The 26,151-nt window shown below is 73.9% G+C and carries 24 protein-coding genes; 8 read left to right on the top strand and 16 right to left on the bottom strand.

From position 1 onward, the window contains the following. Positions 1-93: 93 nt before the first annotated feature. The 8 genes from ABD350_RS01595 to cobT all read right to left on the bottom strand — a co-directional run bounded on the left by ABD350_RS01595 (position 94) and on the right by cobT (position 10,873). Positions 94-717, bottom strand: coding sequence for a GntR family transcriptional regulator (locus ABD350_RS01595; RefSeq protein WP_344345619.1), 624 nt, complete (start codon positions 715-717; stop codon positions 94-96). Positions 718-972: 255 nt separating this feature from the next. Beyond that, entirely contained in the window at positions 973-2,790 is a 1,818-nt protein-coding gene (gene sucB / locus ABD350_RS01590; RefSeq protein ID WP_344345617.1) for a 2-oxoglutarate dehydrogenase, E2 component, dihydrolipoamide succinyltransferase, read from the bottom strand. A 63-nt stretch (positions 2,791-2,853) separates the two neighbouring features. After that, positions 2,854-4,242, bottom strand: coding sequence for a dihydrolipoyl dehydrogenase (lpdA, locus tag ABD350_RS01585; RefSeq protein ID WP_344345615.1), 1,389 nt, complete (start codon positions 4,240-4,242; stop codon positions 2,854-2,856). A 291-nt stretch (positions 4,243-4,533) separates the two neighbouring features. After that, the gene (locus tag ABD350_RS01580) at positions 4,534-6,072 is read right to left on the bottom strand and encodes a leucyl aminopeptidase (RefSeq protein WP_344345613.1); all 1,539 of its coding nucleotides are present in this window, start codon (positions 6,070-6,072) and stop codon (positions 4,534-4,536) included. A 228-nt stretch (positions 6,073-6,300) separates the two neighbouring features. Then, the gene (locus ABD350_RS01575) at positions 6,301-7,071 is read right to left on the bottom strand and encodes an adenosylcobinamide-GDP ribazoletransferase (protein WP_344345766.1); all 771 of its coding nucleotides are present in this window, start codon (positions 7,069-7,071) and stop codon (positions 6,301-6,303) included. 80 nt (positions 7,072-7,151) lie between these two features. Continuing rightward, positions 7,152-7,907: a hypothetical protein gene (locus tag ABD350_RS01570; protein WP_344345611.1), complete on the bottom strand. Its 756-nt coding sequence runs from the start codon at positions 7,905-7,907 to the stop codon at positions 7,152-7,154. A 7-nt stretch (positions 7,908-7,914) separates the two neighbouring features. Continuing rightward, positions 7,915-9,711: a phosphatidylglycerol lysyltransferase domain-containing protein gene (locus ABD350_RS01565; protein WP_344345609.1), complete on the bottom strand. Its 1,797-nt coding sequence runs from the start codon at positions 9,709-9,711 to the stop codon at positions 7,915-7,917. A 58-nt stretch (positions 9,712-9,769) separates the two neighbouring features. Continuing rightward, positions 9,770-10,873 (bottom strand): nicotinate-nucleotide--dimethylbenzimidazole phosphoribosyltransferase, encoded by a 1,104-nt coding sequence (cobT, locus tag ABD350_RS01560; RefSeq protein ID WP_344345607.1) that lies wholly within the window; start codon positions 10,871-10,873, stop codon positions 9,770-9,772. 133 nt (positions 10,874-11,006) lie between these two features. Here cobT and ABD350_RS01555 point away from each other — a divergent pair, with 133 nt between their 5' ends. Next, entirely contained in the window at positions 11,007-11,990 is a 984-nt protein-coding gene (locus tag ABD350_RS01555; protein WP_344345605.1) for a class I SAM-dependent methyltransferase, read from the top strand. Between the two features lie 76 nt (positions 11,991-12,066). Here ABD350_RS01555 and ABD350_RS01550 read toward each other — a convergent pair whose 3' ends face one another. Then, positions 12,067-13,269 (bottom strand): bifunctional adenosylcobinamide kinase/adenosylcobinamide-phosphate guanylyltransferase, encoded by a 1,203-nt coding sequence (locus ABD350_RS01550; protein ID WP_344345603.1) that lies wholly within the window; start codon positions 13,267-13,269, stop codon positions 12,067-12,069. An 80-nt stretch (positions 13,270-13,349) separates the two neighbouring features. Between ABD350_RS01550 and ABD350_RS01545 the strand changes: the two genes are divergently transcribed. Then, positions 13,350-13,559: a hypothetical protein gene (locus ABD350_RS01545; RefSeq protein WP_344345601.1), complete on the top strand. Its 210-nt coding sequence runs from the start codon at positions 13,350-13,352 to the stop codon at positions 13,557-13,559. A gap of 38 nt (positions 13,560-13,597) precedes the next feature. Here the strand turns inward: ABD350_RS01545 and ABD350_RS01540 are convergent, their stop codons facing one another. From ABD350_RS01540 to ABD350_RS01530, 3 genes are all read right to left on the bottom strand, one after another. Next, on the bottom strand, positions 13,598-14,677 hold the full coding sequence (locus ABD350_RS01540; RefSeq protein ID WP_344345599.1) for a S1C family serine protease: 1,080 nt from the start codon (positions 14,675-14,677) through the stop codon (positions 13,598-13,600). Positions 14,678-14,733: 56 nt separating this feature from the next. Beyond that, positions 14,734-15,435, bottom strand: a complete 702-nt coding sequence (locus ABD350_RS01535) for a class I SAM-dependent methyltransferase (protein WP_344345597.1) — start codon at positions 15,433-15,435, stop codon at positions 14,734-14,736. An 83-nt stretch (positions 15,436-15,518) separates the two neighbouring features. Then, on the bottom strand, positions 15,519-16,145 hold the full coding sequence (locus ABD350_RS01530) for a DUF3043 domain-containing protein (RefSeq protein ID WP_189996505.1): 627 nt from the start codon (positions 16,143-16,145) through the stop codon (positions 15,519-15,521). 266 nt (positions 16,146-16,411) lie between these two features. Here ABD350_RS01530 and ABD350_RS01525 point away from each other — a divergent pair, with 266 nt between their 5' ends. The 4 genes from ABD350_RS01525 to ABD350_RS01510 all read left to right on the top strand — a co-directional run bounded on the left by ABD350_RS01525 (position 16,412) and on the right by ABD350_RS01510 (position 19,630). Further along, positions 16,412-17,191: a PspA/IM30 family protein gene (locus tag ABD350_RS01525; protein ID WP_344345594.1), complete on the top strand. Its 780-nt coding sequence runs from the start codon at positions 16,412-16,414 to the stop codon at positions 17,189-17,191. A gap of 33 nt (positions 17,192-17,224) precedes the next feature. Further along, the gene (pspAA, locus tag ABD350_RS01520; protein WP_344345592.1) at positions 17,225-17,503 is read left to right on the top strand and encodes a PspA-associated protein PspAA; all 279 of its coding nucleotides are present in this window, start codon (positions 17,225-17,227) and stop codon (positions 17,501-17,503) included. A gap of 232 nt (positions 17,504-17,735) precedes the next feature. Further along, positions 17,736-18,953 carry a sensor histidine kinase gene (locus ABD350_RS01515; RefSeq protein ID WP_344345590.1) on the top strand — a complete coding sequence of 406 codons (1,218 nt, stop codon included), beginning with the start codon at positions 17,736-17,738 and terminating at the stop codon, positions 18,951-18,953. Continuing rightward, entirely contained in the window at positions 18,950-19,630 is a 681-nt protein-coding gene (locus ABD350_RS01510) for a response regulator (protein ID WP_344345588.1), read from the top strand. Before ABD350_RS01515 ends, ABD350_RS01510 begins: the two co-directional genes overlap by 4 nt. A gap of 65 nt (positions 19,631-19,695) precedes the next feature. On the opposite strand, the gene nadA is transcribed toward ABD350_RS01510, so the two are convergent. After that, entirely contained in the window at positions 19,696-20,880 is a 1,185-nt protein-coding gene (gene nadA / locus ABD350_RS01505; protein WP_344345587.1) for a quinolinate synthase NadA, read from the bottom strand. A 264-nt stretch (positions 20,881-21,144) separates the two neighbouring features. Between nadA and ABD350_RS01500 the strand changes: the two genes are divergently transcribed. After that, the gene (locus ABD350_RS01500) at positions 21,145-21,501 is read left to right on the top strand and encodes an iron-sulfur cluster assembly accessory protein (protein WP_030340884.1); all 357 of its coding nucleotides are present in this window, start codon (positions 21,145-21,147) and stop codon (positions 21,499-21,501) included. 156 nt (positions 21,502-21,657) lie between these two features. Here the strand turns inward: ABD350_RS01500 and ABD350_RS01495 are convergent, their stop codons facing one another. Next, a complete protein-coding gene (locus tag ABD350_RS01495) occupies positions 21,658-23,157 on the bottom strand; it encodes a hypothetical protein (RefSeq protein ID WP_344345581.1) in 1,500 nt (499 codons plus the stop codon). A gap of 99 nt (positions 23,158-23,256) precedes the next feature. Continuing rightward, the gene (locus ABD350_RS01490; RefSeq protein ID WP_344345579.1) at positions 23,257-23,466 is read right to left on the bottom strand and encodes a hypothetical protein; all 210 of its coding nucleotides are present in this window, start codon (positions 23,464-23,466) and stop codon (positions 23,257-23,259) included. A gap of 128 nt (positions 23,467-23,594) precedes the next feature. On the opposite strand from ABD350_RS01490, the gene ABD350_RS01485 reads away from it, so the two are divergent. Beyond that, positions 23,595-24,569, top strand: coding sequence for a carbohydrate kinase family protein (locus ABD350_RS01485; protein ID WP_344345577.1), 975 nt, complete (start codon positions 23,595-23,597; stop codon positions 24,567-24,569). 118 nt (positions 24,570-24,687) lie between these two features. On the opposite strand, the gene ABD350_RS01480 is transcribed toward ABD350_RS01485, so the two are convergent. Continuing rightward, on the bottom strand, positions 24,688-26,064 hold the full coding sequence (locus ABD350_RS01480) for a cysteine desulfurase/sulfurtransferase TusA family protein (protein WP_344345575.1): 1,377 nt from the start codon (positions 26,062-26,064) through the stop codon (positions 24,688-24,690). Positions 26,065-26,151: the final 87 nt, after the last annotated feature.

Here is a 26,151-nt window from a genome sequence, read left to right as displayed (position 1 = left end):
CGAGAAAGTAGGCACCCGGTGCCTTCGAAATGGGCACCCGGTGCCGCGTTCGAGGGGGGTTTTCGCAGGTGAGCAGGGGTATGCTCGGCTGGGTCAGGCGCGTGGCGCGCAGCCCAGCACATGCGCCTTCACCAGCTCCGCGATCCGCGGATCACGGCGCCGGAACGCCTGCACCAGCTCCTCGTGCTCCTCCGCGTACGACTGCTGGACCGTGCCCAGCCAGCGGATCGACAGCGCCGTGAAGACCTCGATGCCCAGCCCTTCCCACGTGTGCAGCAGCACCGAGTTGCGCGCGGCCCGCACCAGCTCCCGGTGGAAACCGACCGTGTGCCGCACCTGGGCCGTGCCGTCCGCCTTCCGGTCGGCCTCGTACAGGGCCGTGACGTGCGGTTCCAGCGCCGAGCAGTCGTCCGCGAGCCGCTCCGCCGCCAGCTCGGCGGCGATCGCCTCCAGACCCGCCCGGACCGGGTAGCTCTCCTCCAGATCGGCCGCCGTCAGATTGCGGACGCGTACGCCCTTGTTCGGGGCCGACTCGATCAGCCGCAGCGACTCCAGCTCGCGCAGCGCCTCCCGCACCGGGGTCTGGCTGACCTCCAGCTCGGTCGCGATCCGCCGCTCCACGATCCGCTCGCCCGGCTGCCAGCGCCCGCTGACGATCCCCTCCACGATGTGCTCGCGGATCTGCTCGCGCAGCGAGTGGACGACGGGCGCGGTCATGACGGCTCCTTAGGGAGGGGCCGTCCTGCGGCCCCCGGGGGCTTTGACGTTTAGACAATACGGCTGGTTCGCTCCGCGGGGAGGGCGCGCGGGGGCGCTTTGACGCAGGTGAGACGAGCCTTACACGCTGCGCATCCGGACAAACACGAACACCCCGCCCGGAAGAACTCCGGACGGGGTGCCGTACGCCTGATCAGGCGCGATGAGGTCGCGGACCCGGCTCTATGTCGCTTCGGTCCTAAGCCCGAGAGCCGCTCAGAGACCGAGCTCGACCTCGAACTCGCCCGCCTCCAGGATCGCCTTGACCGCCGTCAGGTAACGGGCCGCGTCGGCGCCGTCGACCAGCCGGTGGTCGTAGGAGAGGGTCAGGTAGGTCATGTCGCGGACGCCGATGACCGTGCCCTCCTCGGTCTCGATGACGGCCGGACGCTTGACCGTGGCACCGATGCCGAGGATCGCCACCTGGCCCGGCGGCACGATGATCGTGTCGAACAGCGCGCCACGCGAACCGGTGTTGGAGATGGTGAAGGTCGCACCGGACAGCTCGTCCGGGGTGATCTTGCTGGCGCGGACCTTGCCCGCCAGCTCCGCCGTGGCCTTGGCGATGCCCGCGATGTTCAGGTCGCCGGCGTTCTTGATGACCGGGGTCATCAGGCCCTTCTCGGAGTCCACCGCGATACCGATGTTCTCGGTGTCGAAGTAGGTGATGGTCCCCTCGGCCTCGTTGATCTTGGCGTTGATGACCGGGTGGGCCTTCAGCGCCTGCGCGGCGGCCTTGACGAAGAACGGCATCGGGGAGAGCTTGACGCCCTCGCGGGCCGCGAAGGAGTCCTTCGCCCGGGCGCGCAGCTTCATCAGACGGGTGACGTCGACCTCGACGACCGACGACAGCTGCGCCTGCTCGTGCAGCGCCTTGACCATGTTGTCGCCGATGACCTTGCGGATGCGGGGCATCTTCACGGTCTGGCCGCGCAGCGGGGAGGCCTGAAGTGCCGGAGCCTTCTTCGCTGCGGGGGCCGGGGCGGCAGCGGCGGGGGCCGGAGCGGCGGCGGCCTTCGCGGCCTCGGCGGCGGCGAGGACGTCCTGCTTGCGGATCCGGCCGCCGACGCCGGTGCCCTTGACGGTGGCCAGGTCGACGCCGTTCTCGGCGGCGAGCTTGCGCACCAGCGGGGTCACGTACGCGCCCTCGTCGGTCGCCTGGGTGGCGGTCGGCGAGGTCGGCGCGGTGGCCGGGGTGACCGGAGCCGGGGCCGGAGCGGGCGCCGGAGCCGGGGCGGCAGCGGCGGGGGCCGGAGCCGGGGCGGGCGCCGGGGCAGCGGCCGGAGCGGGAGCGGGAGCCGGGGCAGCGGCCGGAGCCGGAGCCGGAGCCGGGGCCGGGGCGGGCGCCGGGGCAGCCGCGGGGGCGGCCGGTGCGGCCTCGGCGGCGGGGGCCGGAGCGGCACCCGGGGCACCGATGACGGCGAGCTTGGCGCCGACCTCGGCCGTCTCGTCCTCGCCGACCACGATCTCCAGCAGCACACCCGAGGCGGGGGCGGGGATCTCGGTGTCGACCTTGTCCGTCGAGACCTCAAGCAGCGGCTCGTCGGCCTCGACGGTCTCGCCGACCGACTTCAGCCAGCGGGTCACGGTGCCCTCGGTGACGGACTCGCCCAGCGCGGGCAGGACCACGTCGGTGCCCTGCGTGCCACCGGCCGGGGCGGCCGGGGCGGCCTCGGCGGCGGGGGCCGGGGCCGGGGCCGGGGCCGGAGCCTCGGCGGCCGGGGCGGGGGCGGGCTCGGCGGCGGGGGCCTCGGCGGCCTCGGCGGCGGGGGCCGGCTCGGCGGCGGGCGCACCCGTGCCGTCGTCGATGAGGGCCAGCTCGGCGCCGACCTCGACCGTCTCGTCCTCGGCCACCTTGATGGAGGCCAGGATGCCCGAGGCGGGGGCGGGGATCTCGGTGTCGACCTTGTCCGTCGAGACCTCGAGCAACGGCTCGTCGGCCTCGACGCGCTCGCCCTCGGCCTTCAGCCAGCGGGTGACAGTGCCCTCGGTGACGCTCTCGCCGAGCGCCGGAAGGGTTACGGAAACCGCCATGGTTTCGGTTGCTCCTAACGAATTGCGGAAGTCTGTGTCGTCGCGCCCAGTGACCGAGGGAGGTCAGTCGTGGGAGTGCAGCGGCTTGCCGGCCAGGGCCAGGTGGGCCTCGCCGAGGGCCTCGTTCTGCGTCGGGTGGGCGTGGATGAGCTGGGCCACCTCGGCCGGCAGCGCCTCCCAGTTGTAGATCAGCTGGGCCTCGCCGACCTGCTCACCCATCCGGTCGCCGACCATGTGGACGCCGACCACGGCACCGTCCTTGACCTGGACGAGCTTGATCTCGCCCGCGGTCTTCAGGATCTTGCTCTTGCCGTTGCCCGCCAGGTTGTACTTCAGAGCGACGACCTTGTCCGCGCCGTAGATCTCCTTCGCCTTGGCCTCGGTGAGACCGACGGAGGCGACCTCCGGGTGGCAGTACGTCACCCGCGGGACACCGTCGTAGTCGATCGGGACGACCTTCAGGCCGGCCAGCCGCTCCGCCACCAGGATGCCCTCCGCGAAGCCGACGTGCGCGAGCTGGAGGGTCGGGACGAGGTCGCCGACGGCGGAGATGGTCGGGACGTTGGTGCGCATGTACTCGTCGACGAGCACGTAGCCGCGGTCCATCGCGACGCCCTGCTCCTCGTAGCCGAGGCCCTGGGAGACCGGGCCGCGGCCGACGGCGACGAGCAGCAGCTCGGCCTCGAACTCCTTGCCGTCCGCCAGGGTGACCTTCACACCGTCCTGGGTGTACTCGGCCTTCTGGAAGAACGTGCCCAGGTTGAACTTGATGCCGCGCTTGCGGAAGGCCCGCTCAAGAAGCTTGGAGGAGTTCTCGTCCTCGACCGGGACGAGGTGCTTCAGGCCCTCGATGACCGTGACGTCGGCACCGAAGGACTTCCACGCCGAGGCGAACTCGACGCCGATGACACCGCCGCCCAGGATGATGGCGGACTTCGGCACGCGGTCCAGGACCAGGGCGTGGTCGGAGGAGATGATGCGGTCGCCGTCGATCTCCAGGCCCGGCAGGGACTTCGGCACGGAGCCGGTCGCCAGCAGGATGTGGCGGCCCTGGACGCGCTGGCCGTTCACATCGACGGAGGTGGGGGAGGACAGACGGCCCTCGCCCTCGATGTACGTCACCTTGCGCGAGGAGATCAGACCCTGCAGACCCTTGTACAGGCCCGAGATGACCTCGTCCTTGTACTTGTGGACGGCCGGGACGTCGATGCCCTCGAAGGAGGCCTTGACGCCGAACTGCTCGCTCTCGCGGGCCTGGTCGGCGATCTCGCCCGCGTGAAGCAGAGCCTTGGTGGGGATGCAACCCTTGTGCAGGCAGGTGCCGCCGACCTTGTCCTTCTCGATCAGGGCGACGTCCAGGCCCAGCTGAGCCCCGCGCAGGGCCGCGGCGTAACCACCGCTACCACCGCCGAGGATCACTAGGTCGAAAACGGTGCTGGCGTCGTTCGCCACGTCACGTCCTCCATGCATGTGCGCCGTGCGCCGGTCGGCGATGACCGGCAGGCGGCTGGTGTCCGGCCGCTTGATGCTTCGGCCCTTCGGTGGGGGCCCTGTCCTGCCGGGCTCCATCTTTGCACTTGTCGGACGGGATCGAGACGCCGGGCCGGTGTGTGAGACGTCCCACGTTCCGGCGCCCCGAGGAGGCGCGGGGCCGTATGCGGCGTGCGGCTCCGCCGCGCGGGGGCGGCCGGCCCCCGCGACGGAGCCGCGAAACGACGGAGGGGAGCGGACTCCCGGGCGGCCTCAGCCGAGGTCGCCCTCGGCCGTGAGCTCGGCCAGCCGGACCAGCGTACGCACCGCGGATCCCGTGCCGCCCTTCGGGGTGTACCCGAACGGGCCGCCCTCGTTGAAGGCCGGCCCGGCGATGTCCAGGTGCGCCCAGGCGATGCCCTCGCCGACGAACTCGCGCAGGAACAGGCCGGCCACCAGCCCGCCGCCCCAGCGCTCGCCCATGTTCGCGATGTCGGCCACCTGCGAGTCCATGCCCTTGCGCAGGTGCTCCGGCAGCGGCATCGGCCAGGCCGGCTCGCCGACCTCCTCGGCCGCCTCGTGCACCGCGGTGCGGAACGCGTCGTCGTTGGCCATGACACCGAACGTCCGGGTGCCCAGCGCCAGCATCATCGCGCCGGTCAGCGTGGCGACGTCCACGATCGCGTCCGGGTTCTCCTGCGAGGCCGCCCACAGCGCGTCGGCGAGCACCAGCCGGCCCTCGGCGTCGGTGTTGAGCACCTCGACCGTCTTGCCGCTGTACATGCGCAGCACGTCGCCCGGGCGGACGGCGGAGCCGGACGGCATGTTCTCGGCCAGCGCCAGCCAGCCGGTGACGTCGACCTCCAGGCCGAGCCGGGCGGCGGCGACGACCGCGGCGAACACGGCGGCGGCGCCGCTCATGTCGCACTTCATCGTCTCGTTGTGCCCGGCCGGCTTCAGCGAGATGCCGCCCGAGTCGTAGGTGATGCCCTTGCCGACGAGGGCCAGGTGCTTGCCCGCCTTCGGGTGCTTGTACGACAGCTTCACCAGGCGCGGGGTGGCCGCCGAGCCGCCGCCGACGCCGAGGATGCCGCCGTAGCCGCCCTTGGCCAGGGCCTTGTCGTCGAGCACCTGCACCTTGATGCCGTGCTCCTTGGCCGCGGTCTGCGCGATGGCGGCGAAGGCGGCGGGGGTGAGGTCGTTCGGCGGCATGTTGACCAGGTCGCGGGCGCGGTTGAGCTCCTCGCAGACCGCGACCGCGCGGGCGAGCGCGCCCTTGTGGGCGGCGTCGCGCGGCTTGCCGCCGAGCAGCGCGGCCTCGGCCAGCGGCGCCTTGCCGTTCTTGGCCTTGGCGTTCTTCGCGTCCTGGGCGCCGCCCTTGTAGGTGTCGAAGGAGTAGGCGCCGAGCAGGACGCCCTCGCCGATGGCGCCGATCGCGCCGGGGCCGTCGACGGGCAGCGCGAACGCGGCCTTCCTGGCGCCGGTGAGCGCGCGGGCGGCCACACCGGCGGCCTTGCGCAGCGCTTCGGCGTCGTAGCCGGCGTCGTCGTCCGAGGGCTCCGTGCCCAGGCCCACCGCCACCACGAGCGGGGCCTTGAAGCCGGCCGGTGCGGGCAGCTTCGTCAGCTCGCCCTCGGCACCCGAGGCGCCGAGGGTCTCCAGGACGCCGGCCAGCTTGCCGTCGTACGCCTTGTCCACGGCCTCGGCGCCCGGCGCGACGACGGGCCCCTGGGCGCCCTTGGCGACACCGATCACGATCGCGTCGGCCCGCAGGCCGGGCGCCGCGGCGGTGCTGAGAGTCAGAGCAGTCACGGTGGTGGATTCTCGCTTCCGATGTGAAGTTGCAGTGGCCGAAAAGGGGTGGGTCGACCGGGCCCGACAGCCGACCCTAGGTCCAGGCCTGGGGACAGGTGGCAACCGGGGCCTTCACCCTGCCGGCGAACACCCGGGACGAGACTACGCGCGTGGGTGCGTTCGCTCATTCCTTCGGGTGTTCACCCGCGTGTGGCGTCGCGTCCACGCCGGGTCCTCCGCCGGAGGCTAGCGGCCCAGCGAGAGCAGGACGAGAGCGGTCGTCGCCGCCGTCTCCGCGAGCGCGCCGAACACATCCCCGGTGACTCCGCCGAACCGGCGCACACACCGCCGCAGCAGCACCTCGGCGACCGCGAGCCCGGCGGCCACCGCGAGGGCGGTGCGCGCGCCGTCGTATCCGCCGAGGCAGGCGCCGGCCGCCCTGGCCGCCGCCGTCACCGCGGCCGCCGCACCCAGCGCGGCGGGCCGCGGCACCACCCCGGCCACGGCCGCCCCCAGCCCCTCCGGCCGGGCGGCCGGCACCCCGGCGCGGGCGGCCAGGGTGAGCGCCAGCCGGGCCGCGACCGCCGAGACCACGGCCGCCAGGGCGCCCCGCGCCCAGGAACCGGCGTAGAGCTGGGCCAGTACGGCCACCTGGGCCAGCAGCACCAGGACGAGGGTGAGCACCCCGAACGGCCCGATGTCCGACTGCTTCATGATGCGCAGCGCGTCCTCGGCGGGCTTGCCGCTGCCCAGCCCGTCGGCGGTGTCGGCCAGCCCGTCCAGGTGCAGCCCGCGGGTCAGCGCGGCGGGTACGGCGACCGAGGCGACGGCGGCGAGCGGCGCGCCGGCGCCGAGCAGGAGCAGCAGCAGGCCGAGCCCGGCCGCGCAGCCGCCGACGACCAGCCCGGCCGCCGGGGCGCACAGCATCCCGCCGCGCGCCGCCGCCCGGTCCCACCGGTGCACCCGTACGGGCAGCACGGTGAGCGTGCCGAAGGCGAACCGCAGACCGTCGGCCACCCGGGACGGGGGAGAGGGGGGCGGCGGCGAGGACGGGGAGGACGAGGAGGACGTGAGCACCGGCGCAGGGTACCCGGGCCTCAGGCCCGGACCGGAGGTGTGCCCGCGCCCCGGCCGCCCGGCCCGCGGTGCGGGCGGCGGCCGCCCGGGTGGTCCGCGCGGTCGGAGTGGTCGGCGTGGTCGGCGTGCCGGTCCCGCAGCGCCGCCAGCAGGCACAGCAGTCCCACCACGGTGAGCGCGGCCAGGTGCTCCTTGCCCGCCAGGTTCTCCTTCAGCAGCACCTCGGCGACCATGGCCAGCGTCACCGCGCCCGTCGTCGCGTAGGCGCCGTACCGCCAGCCCACGTACACCGCGAGCCCCACCACCGCCGCCGACGGGCCGGTGTCCACCACCTGCGCGTCGGTCCACGGCAGCCCGAACGGGGCGTGCGCGCCGAGGGTGATGCCGAGGCGCGCGTACAGGGTCCCGGCGAGCGTGGCGGCGTAGGCGACGGCCAGCGTCCGCCACCGGCCCAGGCACAGCTCGGCGATCCCGAACACCAGCAGGATCTGCGCCAGCGCCCCCCACACCGGCAGGTCCGGGGCCGGCACGAACAGCGACAGGGGGGTGCGCAGCAGGGCGAGCCACAGCGGGTCCTCGGCCCGTACGGCGCCCAGGCTCCGCACGAGCGGGTATCCCCACGGCTGGTTCTGCACGTACTGCAGGAACGCCGTCAGGCCCACCGCGGCCACGGTCAGCGGCAGCGCGGCCGGCCCCCGCCGGCGCAGGGGGCCGCGCACGGCGGCGTACAACGGGCCCCACTCGGCCCGGGCCCAGCGGGCGGGCGTTCCCCTCATGTGCTCCTCATCCCCGTACGGTCGTCGGTGCGTTCCGCGGCTGCCCGCGGCGCGGCCACCCGGGCAGTCCCGGCGCTTCCAGGAACCCCTCCGCGCGGGCCGCGGCGAGGCCGATGCGCGGCAGGTCCGCGGTCTTCTCGAAGAGCAGGAACCGCGGTTCCCAGACGGGCCGGTACTTGGCGTTGGCGCGGTACAGCGACTCGATCTGCCACCAGCGGGAGAAGAAGCCGAGCAGCGACCGCCACAGCCTCAGCACCGGTCCGGCGCCGAGGCGCGCGCCACGTTCGAAGACCGAGCGGAACATCGCGAAGTTGAGCGAGACCCGCGTGATCCCGATCTCGCCGGCGCGCCGCAGGAGCTCGATGACCATGAACTCCATCAGCCCGTTGGCGGAGCCGTCGACGTCCCGTTCCCGCCGCATGAGGTCCAGCGACAACCCGTGCGGGCCCCACGGCACGAAGGACAGCAGCGCCCGCGGCCGCCCCCCGGCGTCCACGCACTCCAGCATCACGCACCGGCCGTCGCGGGGGTCCCCGAGCCGGCCCAGCGCCATGCTGAAGCCGCGCTCGGTCGCGCCGTCCCGCCAGTCGTCGGCGCGCTCGACGAGGTACGCCAGCTCGGTCGCCGGGATGTCCTCGTGGCGCCGGATCCGCACCCGGTACCCCGAGCGCCGCACCCGGTTGCAGGCCTGCCGGACGGTGCGCATGGCCCGCCCCTCCAGCGTGAACTCGGCGACCTCCACGACCGCCTCGTCCCCGAGTTCCAGCGCGTCCAGGCCGTGCCGGGCGTAGACCGTCCCGGCCTCCTCGCTCGCGCCCATCACCGCCGGGATCCAGCCGTGCGCCCGCGCCTCGGCCAGCCACGGCACGATCGCCCCCGGCCAGGCCTCCGGGTCCCCGAGCGGGTCGCCGGAGGCCAGGCTCACCCCGCCCACGACGCGATAGGCGACGGCGGCCTTCCCGGTCGGGGACCACACCACGCTCTTGTCCCGGCGCAGCGCGAAGTAGCCGAGCGAGTCCCGGTGACCGTGCCGCTCCAGCAGGTCCCGCAGCCGTTTCTCGTCGTCCTCGGTGAGCGGGTCGACGGCCCGCCGGGAGCGGAAGGCGGCGTACAGCACGGCGAGCAGCAGCGCGGTGCTGAGCGCGTTGACGGCCACGTTCGCCCAGTTGGGCGGGTCGATGCCGGGGAAGCGGGACTCCTCGGCCACCGTCACCAGCCGCAGGGTGCCGTAGTACCAGCGCTCGGGGAACGTCGAGCGGGCCGCGTCCGGTGCCCGGTTGGTGACCGTCACCAGCAGCCCGGCCAGCAGGCTCGCGGCCAGGCCGCCGCCGACGGCCACGGTCGCCGCGAGCCGGGGGTTGGACCGGTCGCCCTTGGCGTAGAACTCCCGGCGGCCGAGGAGCAGCGCGCCCACGAAGGCGGCCGTCAGCGCCAGGGAGACCCAGTTCTGGGCGTGCCGCCGGATCTCCGGGAAGGTCATGGCGAACGCGAACAGGGCCAGGAAGAGCCCGCTCATCGCCAGGTTCAAAATCCACGCGGCCCGTTTGCGGCGGCGCATGGTGAGGGCGAGGAAGGCGGTGAGGACACCGGAGGCGAAGCCGGCCGTCAGCAGGTACGGCGTGAAGAAGTCGTCCTGGTTGTGCCGGCGCACGTCCTGGCCGAGCGAGACCCACACCGCGCTGAGGAAGTTGACGAACGCGACGGTCCGCAGATACCAGACGGCGCACGCGGCGGCCCGCCGGGAAGCCCCGGCGGCCCACCGCGCCCTCGGCCGCCGCGTCACGGCGATGCGGGCATCTTCCATAAGCGAGGATCATAAGTGCGCGATTGCCGTAAATCGCACTTTTCGCCCGCCCGTGGCATCAGTCCATGGACTGTTCCCTCTCCGCCGACTCGTTCTCCGCCGGTTCGTTCTCCGCCGGGTCCTTCTCGGGCAGTTCGGCGGCCAGCGCGGCGGCGGCCCGCACCAGCGGCAGCGCCAGCAGCGCGCCCACGCCCTCGCCGACCTTCACCCCCTGCTCCAGCAGCGGCTCCAGGGCCATCCGGTCCAGCGCCTTCGCCTGCCCCGGCTCCCCGCTCGCGTGCCCGGCCAGCCACCAGTCCGGCGCCCGGAAGGCGATCCGCTGGGCGACCAGCGCGCACGCGGTGGCCACCACCCCGTCGAGGATCACCGGCAGCCTGCGTACCGCGCACTGCAACAGGAACCCGGTCATCGCCGCGAGATCCGCCCCGCCCACGGCCGCCAGCAGCTGGAGCTGGTCCCCGAGCACCGGCCGGGCCCGCCGGAGCGCGTCCCGGATCGCCGCGCACTTGCGCATCCACGTCAGGTCGTCGATCGCGAGCCCGCCGCGCCCGGTCACCACGGAGGCGTCGGTGCCGCACAGCGCGGCGATCAGCACCGCCGCCGGCGTGGTCCCGCCCACGCTGACATCGCCGAGCACCACCAGATCGGTGCCCGAGTCGGCCTCCTCGTCGGCGACCGCGACCCCGGCCCGCAGCGCGGCCTCGGCCTCCTCCGGCGTGAGCGCGTCCTCGATGTCGATACGGCCGCTGCCGCGCCGCACCCGGTGCCGCACCACGTCCGGCGGGAAGGCGTCCGGCGGGCAGTCCAGGGCCATGTCCACGACCCGCACCGGCACCTCCAGCCGGCGGGCGAGCACCGACACCGGGCTCGCGCCCTCCAGCACCGCCCGCACCAGCCGCTCCGCGCCGCCCGCCGGCCGCGCGGAGACGCCCAGCGAGGCCACGCCGTGGTCACCGGCGAAGAGCACCACCCGCGGCCGTTCGACCGGCCGTACCGGCACCTCGCCCCGCGCGGCGGCCAGCCACTCGCCCAGCTCGTCGAGGCGGCCCAGCGCCCCGGGCGGCACGATCTGGCGCTCCCGCCGGGCCTCGGCGTCACGGCGTACGCCCCCGTCCGGGCGCTCGATCAGATCGGTGAAGTCGTCCAGATTAAGGCTGCTCATTCGCCGAACAGTACCGCCCGGGCACGAACGGCTCCGCGCCACATCGCCACCACACCCCCACGAGGTCTTTGCACCTCGGAGCGGCATCCCATACGTTCCGCTTTGCCGCGGAATGTCGCACAGGGAGCCGCCCATGCCGACCTCGCCCCTCACCCCGCAGTTCACCACCCCCTACGACCCCTTCCAGGAGCCGCGCCGCGAGGACTGCCCCTGGTGCGGCTCCCGGCGCCTGCGCACCCGGCTGCGCGCCCCCGACCCGCTGCGCCACCGGGCCGGCGCGTTCACCGTCGACGCGTGCGGCGACTGCGGCCACGCCTTCCAGAACCCCCGGCTCAGCGCGGAGGGACTCGCCTTCTTCCGCCGGGACTTCTACGAGCGACAGCTGGAGGAGTTCGCCGGCCGGGTGCGGTCCGCCCGCGCGGTTTGGCGCCGGCACCGGGACACCGCCTGGCGCCTGTCGGCACTCGGCGAACCGGAGAGCTGGCTCGACGTCGGCACCGGGCACGCCCGCTTTCCCGAGGCCGCGAAGGAGTTCTTCCCGTACACCAGCTTCGACGGGCTCGACCCCACGGCGCGGGTCGAACAGGCGCTGCTGGAGGGCCGGGTGGAGGAGGCGCACCGCGGCTACCTGACCACCCCCGGCATGGCGGCCCGGCTGCGCGCCCGCTACGACGTGGTCACCATGTTCCACCATCTGGAGCACACGCCCGACCCGCGCGCCGAACTCGGCGCCGCGCTGACCGTGCTGCGCCCCGGGGGCCACCTGGTCGTCGAAGTCCCGGACCCCGCCTGCGTGTTCGCCGCACTGCTGGGCCGGTGGTGGCTCCCCTACGGGCAGCCGCGCCATCTGCACCTGGTGCCGCGGGCCAACCTGTGCGCGGAACTGGCCCAGCTGGGCTGCGCGATCCTCGTCGTGGACCGCAAGGCCCCGCACATCCCCTACGACCTGTCGGGGGCCCTCGCCCTGACCCTGGCCCACGCCCACCCGGCGCTCCACCTGGCCGCCGCGCCGGTGCTGGCGCTGGCCTCGGCCCTGGACCACGGGGGCGCTCCGCTGTTCCGGCGGACTCGGTTCTCCAACGCGTACCGGGTGGTGGTGCGGAAGGGGAGGGGGTAGCCGCGGCCCGTCGTTCGCCGCGGGTGCGTCGTGGTCGCTCGCGCAGTTCCCCGCGCCCCTTACGGGGCGCCCCCGCTCAGCCCCGCAGTACCAGCGCCTGGCCCGCCACCACCAGGACCACCTGTTCGCACTCGCTTGCGAACGCCGTGTTCACGCGGCCCAGTTCGTCGCGGTAGCGGCGACCGGAGACGGTCGCGGGGACGATGCCCGAGCCGACCTCGTTGGACACCGCGACCACGGTCCGCCGGGTGGAGCGCACCGCGTCGGTCAGCTCCCGTACGCGCTCCCGCAGCAGCTTCTCGCCCCCGCCCGCCCACTCCGCGTCGTCCCACGCGCCCACGGAGTCCATCACGTCCGCCAGCCACAGCGACAGGCAGTCGATCAGCACCGGCGGCCCGTCCTCGGCCAGCAGCGGCACCAGGTCGGTCGTCTCCGCCGTACGCCACGACCCCGGCCGCCGCTCCCGGTGCGCGGCCACCCGGGCCGCCCACTCGCCGTCCCCGCTACGCGTGCCGCCCGTCGCCACGTACAGCACGTCCGGGAACGTCTCCAGCCGCCGCTCCGCCTCCACCGACTTGCCCGAGCGGGCGCCGCCCAGCACCAGCGTCCGGCGCGGCACGTCCGGCACCTCCTCGTACGCCCCGACCACCAGCGTCGTACCGTCCGGCACCGCTCGCGCCCCGGCCGCCGCGAGCCGGCGCCGCAGCTCCGCACCGGCCGGCACACCGTGGTCCAGGTGGACGGCGACCACGTCCGTCGTGGGGCCCGCCGAGCCGACCGCCCGGAGCCGGGCGAGCGCGTCCGGGCGGCCCACGACGTCCGCGAGGACCATGTCGTAGGACTGCGCGCCGGCCTGCTCCAGACCGGCCGGCGCCCCGCCCGGCGGCAGGTACAGCAGCCGCTGCCCCTCCGGCCCGGTCACCGCGTACCCGGTGCCGCCCGCGTCCATCGCCACCGCCCGCACCCGATGCCCCGTCAGCAGCGCCAGCTCCCGCCCGTCCGGCACCCGGCCGGGCTGCGGCAGCCCGGCCGGCACCTCCACCGCCGGACCGTCGTGCGGATGCGACAGCAGCACCTGCCGCACCCCGCCCAGCGAATGCCCGGCGCGCGCCGCCGCGAACGCCGCGCCCGGCGTGAGGTCGAGCAGCAGCGCGTCGTCCACGAGCACCGCGGTCGCGGCCCGCGCCTCCGGTCCGAGCGCGGTGGCGCAGACGGCGCAGGAGCAGTCGGGGCGAGGCAGTCCCGCGGGGGCACCGGTACCGAGCAGAGTGATTTCCACGGACCGATTTTCGCCCCTCCCGGTGGGTCTTGCGCTTCCGGCTAGGCTGCCAGCAGGTGTTGGATCACAAGGAGGCCTGTATGACGGCATGGACGTGGCGGTTCGAGAAGGCCGACGGGACGGAGGTCCAGCCCGCCGTCCGGCCCGAGGAGTTCACCACGCAGGGCGATGCCGAATCCTGGATCGGCGAGAACTGGAAGGCGCTGCTGGAGGGCGGGGCCGACCAGGCGCGGCTGTTCGAGGAGGGGACCGAGATCTACGGGCCGATGAGCCTGCACGCCGACGCCTGACCGGACCGGCACGGGCGGTGGGGAGAGGCCCGCTCTCCTCACTGCTCGCCCAGCGTCACCTGCGTCGTGCGCTCCTCGCCGTCGCGGAGGAACGTCACCGGCATCCGCCGGCCGGGCCGGGCCGTGGCCAGGGCCTCGGCGAGCGAGGTGATGGTGGTGATCCGCCGGTCGCCCAGCCTGGTGATGATGTCACCGGGCCCGAGGCCCGCCCGGTCGGCGGCGCCACCCGCGCGGGCGCTGACCACCGCCACCCCGACCGGCTGGTAGCGGTCGTCGACGACGGTCCGCGCGGTGATGTCGAGGGCCGCCCGCCCGGAGTCGACGACCTTGCCCTCCCTGACGATCTGGTCGGCGACCGTCTTCACCATCGACGCCGGGATGGCGAACCCGATACCCGGCGCCGCGCCGCCGCCGAGGCTCTGGTCGACCGCCGCCAGCGTCGGGATGCCGATCACCCGCCCGTTCAGGTCGACCAGGGCGCCGCCGCTGTTGCCGGGGTTGATCGCGGCCGAGGTCTGCACCATGTTGGCGATGGTCGCGCCCGTCCCGCCGCCCGAGTCGCCCTCGCTGACGGTCCGCCCGGTCGCCGAGACGATGCCCTGGGTCACGCTGGACGACAGCCCCAGCGGCGACCCCATGGCCAGCACGATCTGGCCCACCGCCACCTTCTCCGAGTCCCCGAACACCGCCGGCCTCAGCCCGTCCGGCACCTTCTCCAGCCGGATCACGGCGAGATCCTGCTCGGGGTAGGAGTAGACCAGGCTCGCGGTGAGCGGCTCCTCGTTGCTGGCGGTGGTCACCTGGAACGTCTTCTCCGAGCCGACCACGTGCGCGTTGGTGACGATGTGCCCCTCGCCGTCGTACACCACCCCGGAGCCCAGATCCTGGCGCGCCTGGATCTGCACGACCGAGGGCAGCACCTCCTTGATGACGCGCAGATACTGGCTCTGCAGGTCACCCGCGGCCAGCGGCACGGCCGCCCCCGGGCTCGCCGGGGCGTCCCGCCCGGCCGGGGCGGCGGGGGCGGTGCAGCCGGCGGCGAGGGCCGCGCAGCACGCCAGCGCGGCGGCGAAGAGGGCCGTACGGGGGGAACGCGCGCGGATACGGGAAGCGTCCATGTCCCGAGTGTCACCGCACGGTGATCATCCGTCCCCTGCGGTTGCCCCGATCGGGCTCAGCCGCGTACCCCGCACAGATGCAGCAGCGCCGCCACCCCGCGGTAGGGGTCCGTGCGCCCGGCCCGCTCCTCGACCGCGAGCAGCGTCGGCAGGTCCTGGGGCAGCGCCGCGTTGTGCGCCGCCGTGTCCGTGAAGACCCGGACGCCGTACCAGGCCTGCAACGGGGCGGCGATCCCGGCGAGCGTGGCGGTCAGGGCGGACAGCCGGTCGGCGCGCACGTCCAGACCCAGCCGGTTGCGGTAGGTGGTGGTGTCGAAGGCGGCCAGGGCACCCGCCCAGTCACCGCCGAGGCCCGGCCGCATGGCGAGCGCGTCGCCGTTGCGGACCAGGAGGGAGAGCAGGCCGCCCGGGGCCAGCATCCGGGCCAGGCCGGCCACCAGCGGATCGGGATCCGCCACGTACATCAGCACGGCGTGGCACAGCACCACGTCGAAGCTGCCGGGCCGGAAGTGCGCCCCGGTGTCCCGGCCGTCGCCCTGCACCAGCCGCACCCGCTGCCGGATGCCCTCCGGCTCCCGGGCCAGGTTCGCGCGGGCGGCGGCGATCATCCTGGGGTCCCGTTCGACCCCGGTCACCTCGTGGCCGAGCCGGGCCAGCCGCAGCGCCTGCTCGCCCTGGCCCATCCCCACGTCGAGCACCCGCAGCCGCCGCCCGACCGGGAACCGCCCGGCTATCTGTTCGTCCAACTGCCGGGTCACCAGCTCCTGGGACACGAGGTCGCGCAGCCCGCCCAGCTCGTGCGGCCGGGCCGGCGACGCGCCCCCGGTGAACGCGTCGGCGTTCAGGGCCGCTCTCCGCGCTTGACCCGCGGCTTCGGCAGGCGCAGCCGGCGCATCTGGAGGGACCGCATCAGCGCGTAGGCGACCGCGCCGCGGGTGTTCTCGTCGGGGAAGCGCTCCGCGAGCCGCTTCTTCAGCCGGAAGCCGCTCACCGCCGCGTCCAGCACGATCAGCACGATCACGATCAGCCACAGCAGCAGCGCCAGGCTCTGGATCGCACCGACCCGCACCACGCTCAGTACCAGGATGACCACGGCGAGCGGCAGGAAGAACTCCGCCACGTTGAACCGCGAGTCGACCCAGTCCCGGGCGAACCGGCGGACCGGGCCCTTGTCCCGGGCGGGCAGATAGCGCTCGTCCCCGTTGGCGAGCGCCTGGCGCTGCCGTTCCAGGGCCTGCCGCCGTTCTTCGCGCTGGCGCTTCGCGGCCTCCTTGCGGGTCGTCGGCGTGTTGGCGACGCTGCGGCGCTGGGTACGGGCCTCACTGCGCTTGGGCGTGGGCCTGCCCTTGGGGGCCTGCGGGTCTCGGGGCTGCTTGGAGTCGGTCACCGCCGCCTTGGTGGCGGGGGCCTTCTCTTCCTTGGCACGGCTACGGAACACAAATCCCAAGGGTAAGGGCTGTACCGGCATGGACCCCAGCCCGCTGGGGAACGATCCGGCAACGCCGGACGTCTGAAAAGGACAGAGGGGGCGTGGGAAGGGCGGCGGGGGACACGGGAGCGGGATCACCTACTCCTTGCGCCGGAGGCGAGCGGTCCGCAGTCGTCCTCGGGGAGGAGCGCATCGCCCGGCGAACAGTGCGGTAATGGAGACAGGGCCCGTACTGTGGGTTCTGTCGCAGGATCGGTGAGCTGGAGTCCGTCAGAAGGGGGCGCGCGAAGCCCATGAGCGGTGTCATGAAGCGTATGGGAATGATCTTCCGCGCGAAGGCGAACAAGGCCCTGGACCGGGCCGAGGACCCGCGCGAGACCCTCGATTACTCGTACCAGAAGCAGCTGGAGCTGCTGCAGAAGGTGCGGCGCGGCGTCGCCGACGTGGCGACCAGCCGCAAGCGCCTGGAGCTCCAGCTCGGCCAGCTCCAGCAGCAGTCCGCGAAGCTGGAGGACCAGGGCCGCAAGGCGCTCGCGCTCGGCCGGGAGGACCTGGCCCGCGAGGCGCTGTCCCGCAAGGCCGCGCTCCAGCAGCAGGTCACCGACCTGGAGACGCAGCACGCCACCCTCCAGGGCGAGGAGGAGAAGCTCACCCTGGCGGCCCAGCGCCTCCAGGCCAAGGTGGACGCCTTCCGCACGAAGAAGGAGACCATCAAGGCCACCTACACCGCCGCCCAGGCCCAGACCCGCATCGGCGAGGCGTTCTCCGGTATCTCCGAGGAGATGGGCGACGTCGGCCTCGCCATCCAGCGCGCCGAGGACAAGACCGCCCAGATGCAGGCCCGGGCCGGCGCCATCGACGAACTGCTCGCCTCCGGCGCCCTGGACGACCAGTCCGGCATGCACAAGGACGACATCCAGGCCGAGCTGGACCGCCTCTCCGGTGGTACGGATGTAGAGCTGGAACTGCAGCGCATGAAGGCCGAGCTGGCCGGAGGCGCCCCGCAGCAGGCCATCGAGGGCAACACCGGCCAGGGGCAGTCCCAGCAGCAGCCGCAGGACACCCCGCGCTTCGACAAGCAGTAGCCGGGCGCCGGGGCCCGAGCCGAGGAGGCCGACGTGATCGTACGGATCATGGGGGAGGGCCAGGTGCGGGTGGACGACGCCCACCTCGCCGAACTGAACAGGCTGGACGACGAACTGCTCGCCGAGATGGAGAGCGGCGACGAGGACGGCTTCCGCCGCACGCTCACCGCGCTGCTGGACGCCGTCCGCCGCCTCGGCACCCCGCTGCCGGACGCCGCGCTGGAACCGTCGGACCTGATCCTGCCGTCGTCCGACGCGACCCTGGAAGAGGTCCGGGAACTGCTGACCGACGAGGGCCTCATCCCGGGCTGACCGGGTCCGGCCCGGGGCTGGGCCTCGTACACGGTCTCCAGGTACCGCGTGTACCCGCTCTTGCCGAGGTACCCGTCGCCGTCGGCGTCGATCTCCATGAACTTCGTGCGACCTCAGACTGCCGAAGGAGCCGGGCGCCGGAACCGACGTCACCCGGTGATCACCCGAACGGGCGACCCAAGGTTCCCCCGGCCCGGGTCACCGTGCCGGAGGGGCGCCGTACTGTTCCCGGGTGAGCACTCTCGAACGCGCCCGGTGCGGACTGAAGGCCCACCCCCTCGCCCTGGACGCCGCCCTGGCCGCCGGCGCCCTGGTGTGCATGGTCGCCGGCTCCTTCGCGGTGCCGAAGGACGGGCACGGCGTCACCTGGGGCGTGCGCACCCCGGACTCCCTCGGCCTGCTCCTGATGCTGCTCGGCGCCGTCGCGCTGGTCTTCCGCCGCCGCCGGCCCCGCGCCGTCCTCGCCGTCACCGGCACGCTCTCCGTGGTCGAGTGCGTCACCGGCGACCCGCGCGCCCCGGTCGCGATGTCCGCCGTCGTCGCCCTGTACACCGTCGCCGCGACCACCGACCGCCCCACCACCTGGCGACTCGGCCTGCTCACCATGACCGTGCTGACGGCCGCCGCCATGCTCGCCGGCCCGCTGCCCTGGTACGCGCAGGAGAACCTGGGCGTGCTCGCCTGGACCGGCATCGGCGCCACCGCCGGGGACGCCGTCCGCAGCCGCCGCGCCGTCGTGCAGGCCATGCGGGACCGCGCCGAACGCGCCGAACGCACCCGGGAGGAGGAGGCCCGCCGAAGGGTCGCCGAGGAACGGCTGCGCATCGCCCGCGATCTGCACGACGTCGTCGCCCACCACATCGCCCTGGTGAACGTGCAGGCCGGGGTCGCCGCCCACGTCATGGACAAACGGCCCGACCAGGCCAAGGAGGCCCTCGCCCACGTCCGCGAGGCCGGCCGCAGCGCGCTGAACGAACTGCGCGCCACCGTCGGCCTGCTGCGCCAGTCCGACGACCCCGAGGCACCCACCGAGCCCGCCCCCGGCCTGAGCCGTCTGGCGGAGCTGGCGGCCACCTTCCGCAGCGCCGGCCTCCCGGTGGAGGTGGCCTGCGCCGACCTGCCCGGCGACCTGCCCGCCGCCGTCGACCTGGCCGCCTACCGGATCGTGCAGGAGGCCCTGACCAACGTGCGCAAACACGCGGGCCCCGCGGCCCGGGCCGAGGTGAGCGTCGTACGCGTCGGAGCCGACCTGGAGGTCACCGTGCTGGACGACGGGGAGGGCGTCCCCGGCGCGCCCGAGGACGGCGGCGGCCACGGGCTGCTCGGCATGCGCGAGCGGGTCACCGCCCTCGGCGGCACCCTGACCACCGGACCCCGCCACGGCGGCGGCTTCCGCGTCCATGCGATCCTGCCGGTCCAGCCGACGACGGCCCAGGGGGAGCCCGTATGACCATCCGTGTCCTGCTCGCCGACGACCAGGCGCTGCTGCGCAGCGCGTTCCGGGTGCTGGTCGACTCCGAGCCCGGCATGGAGGTGGTGGGGGAGGCCTCCGACGGCGCGGAGGCGGTCCGGCTGGCCCGCGAGCACGCCCCCGACGTCGTCCTGATGGACATCAGGATGCCCGGCACCGACGGCCTCGCCGCCACCCGGCAGATCGGCGCCGACCCCTCGCTGGCCCAGGTCCGGGTGGTCATCCTGACCACCTTCGAGGTGGACGACTACGTGGTCCAGGCGCTGCGCGCCGGCGCCTCCGGCTTCCTCGGCAAGGGCAGCGAACCGGAGGAGCTGCTGACCGCCATCCGGGTCGCGGCCGACGGGGAGGCCCTGCTCTCCCCGGCCGCCACCAAGGGCCTGATCGCCCGCTTCCTCGCCCAGCAGGACCCCGGCACCGTGCCCGACCCCGCCCGCGCCGAACGGCTCGCCGCCCTCACCGGCCGGGAGCGGGAAGTCCTCGTCCAGGTCGCCGGCGGCCACTCCAACGACGAGATCGCCGAGCGCCTCGCGGTCAGCCCGCTCACGGTGAAGACGCACGTCAACCGGGCCATGGCCAAGCTGGGCGCGCGCGATCGGGCGCAGCTGGTCGTCATCGCGTACGAGTCGGGGCTGGTCCGTCCGAGGAGCGACTGACCGGCTACGGCAGAAAGGGGCCGCACCGATGGTGCGGCCCCTTTCCCACGTCGTACCGCCGGAGGCTACGGCAGCGCCAGCATCCGCTCCAGCGCCAGCTTGGCGAACGCCTCCGTCTCCTTGTCGACCTCGATCCGGTTGACCAGGTTGCCCTCGGCCAGGGACTCCAGCGCCCAGACCAGGTGGGGCAGGTCGATGCGGTTCATGGTCGAGCAGAAGCAGACCGTACGGTCGAGGAAGACGATCTCCTTGCCCTCGGGCGCGAAACGGTTCGCCAGCCGGCGGACCAGGTTCAGCTCGGTGCCGATGGCCCACTTGGACCCGGCCGGGGCCGCTTCCAGGGTCTTGATGATGTACTCGGTCGAGCCGACGTAGTCCGCCGCCGCCACGACCTCGTGGCGGCACTCCGGGTGCACCAGGACGTTCACCCCGGGGATGCGGGCGCGCACGTCATCGACCGACTCCAGGCTGAAGCGGCCGTGCACGGAGCAGTGGCCGCGCCACAGGATCATCTTCGCGGCCCGCAGCTCCTCGGCGGTGAGGCCGCCGTTGGGCTTGTGCGGGTTGTAGACCACGCAGTCGTCCAGGGACATGCCCATGTCCCGGACGGCGGTGTTGCGGCCCAGGTGCTGGTCCGGCAGGAACAGCACCTTCTCACCCTGCTCGAACGCCCAGTCCAGCGCCCGCCTGGCGTTGGAGGAGGTGCAGATCGTGCCGCCGTGCTTGCCGGTGAACGCCTTGATGTCGGCGGAGGAGTTCATGTACGAGACGGGGACGACCTGCTCGGCGATCCCGGCCTCGGTCAGCACGTCCCAGCACTCGGCGACCTGCTCGGCCGTCGCCATGTCCGCCATGGAGCAGCCGGCGGCCAGGTCGGGCAGGACCACCTTCTGGTCGTCGGACGTCAGGATGTCCGCCGACTCGGCCATGAAGTGCACACCGCAGAAGACGATGTACTCGGCCTCCGGGCGCGCGGCGGCGTCCCGGGCCAGCTTGAAGGAGTCACCCGTGACATCGGCGAACTGGATGACCTCGTCGCGCTGGTAGTGGTGGCCGAGCACGAAGACCTTGTCGCCGAGCTTCTCCTTGGCCGCGCGGGCGCGTTCGACCAGGTCGGGGTCGGACGGCGACGGCAGGTCGCCGGGACACTCGACGCCCCGCTCGCTCTTCGGGTCGGCCTCGCGGCCGAGCAGCAGCAGGGCGAGCGGACTCGGCTGCACGTCGAGCTCCGGGGTCTGGGCGGTGGTCACGACACGCACCCTTTCTACTTTTCGTCTAACTGACGCTATTATCATAACCGCTTCACGTCACTTTGACGATGGCCATAACGTCGATGTGACGTGAATCCCGCCCGGGGCCCCTTTCCGGGCCGCTGTCCCCCCGACGGGCCATGTGCGAGCATGAGGAAGCGACAGAAAACGCGACAACGCGATCGCCCGGCCCGGAATGAAACCGCGGCAGCGCCGGTTGCATACGTCGGCAAGCAGTCTCCGTACAACCCGGGAGAGATGTAGATGTCCGTATCGGACGAGACCACCACCGTCACCGACGGCATCATCCTGACCGACGCCGCCGCGGCCAAGGTCAAGGCCCTGCTCGACCAGGAAGGCCGCGACGACCTCGCGCTGCGCGTCGCCGTCCAGCCCGGCGGCTGCTCCGGCCTGCGCTACCAGCTCTTCTTCGACGAGCGCTCGCTCGACGGCGACGTCGTGAAGGACTTCGGCGGGGTCAAGGTCGTCACGGACCGCATGAGCGCTCCGTACCTGGGCGGCGCCACCGTCGACTTCGTGGACACGATCGAGAAGCAGGGCTTCACGATCGACAACCCGAACGCGACCGGCTCCTGCGCCTGCGGCGACTCCTTCAGCTGAGCCGAGCCGACACCGGACGGTAAAGGCGGCGGTCCCCTCCCCGGGGGCCGCCGCCTTCGTCCGTCGGGAACCGGCGGGGCTGCGTCCGTCGCGAGCCTGCGGGCTTCGTTCGTCGGGAACCCGCGGGGCTGCGTCCGTCGCGAACCGCGGGCCGGGTCAGCGTGGCCGCGCCGACGCGTCCGGCAGCGGCGCGCCCGGCCCGGCCTCGGGGACCGCCCGGCCGTCCGCGCCGGTCACCGTCCGGCCGCCCAGCGGCGCGCGAAGCGTCACGGTCTTCACGTACTCCTTGGCGATCAGCACACACACCCGGTCCGGCCAGGGCGTCTCGGTGACCGTCACCGTCACCCGGTCGCCGCTCTCCCGCGCCGAGACCCGGTAGTCGGCGCACACCCCGCCGGAGAATCCCACGCTCAGCGTCCGCCCGTCGGCCGCGTACGAGGTCACCGGCACGTTCCGACTCTTCCCGCGCTCCCCGGACGGCGCCGGCGCCGGCGCCCGAGACGCGGACGCGGACGTCAGATACGCCGGGTCGACCGCCGGACGCGTCACCGTGAACGCCTCGCCCCCGCCGGCCCCCCGCACCCGGAACAGCCAGGACGGCACCAGCGTCTGCCGCCCGCCCACGGAGTGCGCGGCCAGCCCGAACACCGCCTTCTCCACGGTGAGTGTCTCCCGCGCCCGCTTCGGCACCCCGGTGGACGCCCCGCACGGCCCCTCCGGCCGGTCCTTCAGCGGCACCGGGCTCGCGCACCCGCCGATCCCCGCCCGAGGGCCGCCCCCGGCCGCCGCGTTCATCAGTTCCAGCGTGCGCGCCGCGCCCAGCACCGGATACGTGTCCCCCTTCACCGGCGCGGCCAGCAGCCCGTGGCCGCCGAGCAGTTCGCCCCCGCGGCCGACGGTCAGGCCGGTCGTCCAGCCGTACGTGGGCAGCCCGCCCACCACCGGATCGGCGTCCACCACCCGCCGGCCGCCCGTCACCCGGCCCGCGTCGGTCCGCGCGTCCCGCAGCCCGGCCGCCTCCAGTACCGGCGCCGCCGCCCGCCTCGCATCGGCCACGCTCACCGGTTCACCGGCCCCGGCGCCCGGGCCCGGGGAGCAGACGGTCACCTTGCGGCAGTCGTCGGTGCCGGGCGCGTACCGGCTGTACGACCAGTTGCCCGGCGCGTCCCGGCGCACCGTCAGGGCCGGTCCGGAGCCGTCCCGGCCGCCGACCCGCCAGGTCCGCCCCTCGGCCACCGGAGCCCCGTCCATGCCGAGCGCCCGTGCCAGCCGCGCCACCCGCTCCCGGCCGACCTCGGCCCCCGGCCCGTACACCGGCGCCGAGCCGGGCCCGTCCGGCAGTCCGTCGGCGGCCACGTACCGGGCGCCGGACGGGTCGGGCTCGCCGGGCGTGATACCGCCGGTGCCGGTGCCGGTGCCGGTCCAGCCGTCCAGGGTGAGCGGCGGGGGAGTGCGGGCGGGCGCGGCGGGGCCGCTCGTACGGACGTCCGGGCCGCCGCCCGTGGCGAGGCAGGCGCCACCGGCGCCGACGAGCAGCACGGTCGCGGCGGCGAGGCAGGCGACGAGGGTGGTGGGGCGGCGGCCGGCCGCCGGCTCGGGGGCCGCCGTCGGCGGCCGGTCGCGCGCCGGGTCGCTGTCGGGGTGCTCGGTGTTCACCGCATCGCTCCTCGCTGGTCGTGTCCCGTGGTCCCCGCGCGGGGGACGGCGATGGGACGCGGGACGGCGGCGCGCGGTTCCCGGACGCGTGCCTCGCGGTCAGTCGCCGTAGTCCGACATCGCGTCCAGCAGCCGGGCGGACCGCACCGGCACGGACACCCCGTGGATACGGGACGGGGACACCGGACGCGACTCGGCCCGCTCCGGGACCGCCCAGTGCGGGACCATCCGGGCGCAGTCGCCCCGCAGGGAGGCGAGGCCGCCGTCGGGCTCGGCCGGGGCGGGGGAGAAGACCTCGGGGTTCGTCATGAGCGCACCGTACGCACGGCGCGGGCCGCGAAGAAAGATCTACTATCGGGTAGTTTCGTCAGCTTCAGCGAGAGCGGTCCAACCGGTAGCGTGAACTGTCAATCCAGCCTCCCCAGGAGAACCCCGTCGTGCGCATCGCAGTCACCGGCTCCATCGCCACCGACCACCTCATGACCTTCCCCGGCCGCTTCGCCGACCAGTTCGTCGCGGACCAGCTGCACACGGTTTCGCTCTCCTTCCTGGTCGACAACCTCGACGTCCGCCGCGGCGGCGTCGCCGCCAACATCGCCTTCGGCATGGGCCAGCTCGGCACCCGCCCGATCCTGGTCGGCGCCGCCGGCTTCGACTTCGACGAGTACCGGGCCTGGCTCGACCGGCACGGCGTGGACACCGAGTCGGTCCGCATCTCCGAGACCCTGCACACCGCCCGCTTCGTGTGCACCACCGACGCCGACCACAACCAGATCGGCTCCTTCTACACCGGTGCGATGAGCGAGGCCCGCCTGATCGAGCTGAAGACCGTCGCGGACCGCGTGGGCGGCCTCGACCTGGTCCTCATCGGCGCCGACGACCCCGAGGCGATGCTCCGCCACACCGAGGAGTGCCGCTCCCGGAACATCCCGTTCGCCGCCGACTTCTCCCAGCAGATCGCCCGGATGGAGGGCGAGGAGATCCGGATACTGCTGGAGGGCGCGACCTACCTCTTCTCCAACGAGTACGAGAAGGGGCTCATCGAGTCCAAGACCGGCTGGAGCGACGCGGAGATCCTGTCCAAGGTCGGCCACCGGGTCACCACGCTCGGCTCGCGGGGCGTGCGCATCGAGCGGACCGGCGCGGACCCGATCGAGGTCGGCGTCCCCGAGGAGGACCGCAAGGCCGACCCCACGGGCGTCGGCGACGCCTTCCGCGCGGGATTCCTGTCCGGGCTGGCCTGGGGCGTCTCACTGGAGCGCGCGGCGCAGATCGGGTGCATGCTCGCCACGCTGGTCATCGAGACCGTGGGCACGCAGGAGTACCAGCTGCGGCGCACGCACTTCATGGAGCGGTTCGTGAAGGCCTACGGCGACGAGGCGGGGCAGGAAGTCCGGACCCACCTGAGCTGAGGCCGGAATTCGGCTGTTCGACTACGCGTCTGCCCCTGGTCCGCCGTTGTCGAGTGCGGCGCGCGGGGAGCTGGCCGCCCGGTTCCCCGCGCCCCCTCGGGGCCGTGCCCCGGCCCCCTCAGCCCACCCGGCGGACCAGGTACGCCGTCCCCCGTTCCGCCGGCTCCTCGCCCACGTACTCCTGCCCCCGCATCTCGCACCACGCGGGGATGTCCAGGCGGGCCGCCTCGTCGTCCGAGAGGACCCGTACGAGGCCGCCCACCGGGACCTCGCCGAACACCTTCGCCAGTTCGATGACCGGGATCGGGCAGCGCTTGCCGAGGGAGTCGACGACCAGTTCCCCCGCCCGGACGGCCGTCGCCGGGGCCGGTGCGCCGAGCTTCTCCCGGACGCCCGCCACCGCCCCCGGCAGCACCTGAAGGAACCGCTCCACGTCCGCCTCCGCCGTGCCTGGCGCCAGCGACACCCGGACGTTGCCCTCGCTCAGCACCCCCATCGCCTTCAGCACATGGCTGGGCGTCAGCGTGCCGGACGTGCACGAGGAGCCGGAGGAGACCGAGAAGCCGGCCCGGTCCAGCTCGTGCAGCAGGGCCTCGCCGTCGACGTAGAGGCAGGAGAAGGTGACGATCCCGGGCAGCCGGCGCCCGGGATCGCCGACCACCTCCACGTCCGGCACCAGCTCCGGAACCCGGGCCCGGATCCGCTCCGTCAGCTCCCGCAGCCGTACCGCCTCCCGGGCCGCCTCGGCCCGTACCGCGCGCAGCGACGCCACGGCCGCCACGATCGCCGGGATGTTCTCGAAACCGGGCGCCCGGCCCGACTCCCGCTCGTCCACCGGCCCCTGGGCGGCGAACCGCACCCCCTTGCGGACGGCGAGCAGCCCGACCCCCGACGGCCCGCCCCACTTGTGCGCGCTGGCCGTCAGCAGCGACCAGTCGCCCCCGACCGGCCCCCAGCCCAGCGACTGCGCTGCGTCCACCAGCAGCGGCACCCCGGCGGCCCGGCACACCTCGGCCACCTCGGCCACCGGCTGCTCGGTGCCCACCTCGTGGTTGGCCGACTGCAGACAGGCCAGCGCGGTGTCCGCCCGGAGCGCGTCCGCGTACCCCGAAGGGCCGACGGCTCCCGCCTGGTTGACGGCCACCCGGGTGACGGTGCCACCGTCCGCCTCCCACGCCTCCGCCGAATGGAGTACAGAGGAGTGTTCGACAGCGGACACGATCAGGTGGCGTCCCACCCGCCGCCGCCCGGCCAACGTCCCCGCGATCCCGGTGTGTACGGCCCGGGTCCCGGAGGAGGTGAACACCACCTCGTCGGCCCGGCAGCCGACGGCCTCCGCGGCGGCCTCCCGGGCCGCGTCCAGCAGCATCCGCGCCTTGCGCCCCTCCCGGTACAGTCGCGCGGGGTCAGCCCATCCCTCGTCCAGAGAGACCAACAGAGCCTGTCGGGCAACCGGGTGGAGAGGAACGGCGGAGGCAGCGTCAAAGTAGGCCATACGGCAACGTTAAAACCCCGGCGGAGGCAGCCGGCCCAGGGGCGCGGGGCGGTGACGACAGCGGCTCCGCCGCGGGGCGCGACCAGC

The sequence above is a fragment of the Streptomyces nogalater genome, from assembly GCF_039532885.1.
GTDB lineage: Bacteria > Actinomycetota > Actinomycetes > Streptomycetales > Streptomycetaceae > Streptomyces > Streptomyces nogalater.
Note: the sequence above shows the minus strand (reverse complement) of the source record. Positions and strands in the feature narration are given on the sequence as shown.

Excerpts from the sequence above, each read along its gene's own strand:
- ABD350_RS01595 (WP_344345619.1), bottom strand. The coding sequence starts at position 717 with ATGACCGCGCCCGTCGTCCACTCGCTGCGCGAGCAGATCCGCGAGCAC.
- sucB (WP_344345617.1), bottom strand. The coding sequence starts at position 2,790 with ATGGCGGTTTCCGTAACCCTTCCGGCGCTCGGCGAGAGCGTCACCGAG.
- ABD350_RS01570 (WP_344345611.1), bottom strand. The coding sequence starts at position 7,907 with ATGAGGGGAACGCCCGCCCGCTGGGCCCGGGCCGAGTGGGGCCCGTTG.
- ABD350_RS01565 (WP_344345609.1), bottom strand. The coding sequence starts at position 9,711 with ATGGAAGATGCCCGCATCGCCGTGACGCGGCGGCCGAGGGCGCGGTGG.
- cobT (WP_344345607.1), bottom strand. The coding sequence starts at position 10,873 with ATGAGCAGCCTTAATCTGGACGACTTCACCGATCTGATCGAGCGCCCG.
- ABD350_RS01555 (WP_344345605.1), top strand. The coding sequence starts at position 11,007 with ATGCCGACCTCGCCCCTCACCCCGCAGTTCACCACCCCCTACGACCCC.
- ABD350_RS01545 (WP_344345601.1), top strand. The coding sequence starts at position 13,350 with ATGACGGCATGGACGTGGCGGTTCGAGAAGGCCGACGGGACGGAGGTC.
- ABD350_RS01540 (WP_344345599.1), bottom strand. The coding sequence starts at position 14,677 with ATGGACGCTTCCCGTATCCGCGCGCGTTCCCCCCGTACGGCCCTCTTC.
- ABD350_RS01530 (WP_189996505.1), bottom strand. The coding sequence starts at position 16,145 with ATGCCGGTACAGCCCTTACCCTTGGGATTTGTGTTCCGTAGCCGTGCC.
- ABD350_RS01525 (WP_344345594.1), top strand. The coding sequence starts at position 16,412 with ATGAAGCGTATGGGAATGATCTTCCGCGCGAAGGCGAACAAGGCCCTG.
- ABD350_RS01510 (WP_344345588.1), top strand. The coding sequence starts at position 18,950 with ATGACCATCCGTGTCCTGCTCGCCGACGACCAGGCGCTGCTGCGCAGC.
- ABD350_RS01500 (WP_030340884.1), top strand. The coding sequence starts at position 21,145 with ATGTCCGTATCGGACGAGACCACCACCGTCACCGACGGCATCATCCTG.
- ABD350_RS01490 (WP_344345579.1), bottom strand. The coding sequence starts at position 23,466 with ATGACGAACCCCGAGGTCTTCTCCCCCGCCCCGGCCGAGCCCGACGGC.
- ABD350_RS01480 (WP_344345575.1), bottom strand. The coding sequence starts at position 26,064 with ATGGCCTACTTTGACGCTGCCTCCGCCGTTCCTCTCCACCCGGTTGCC.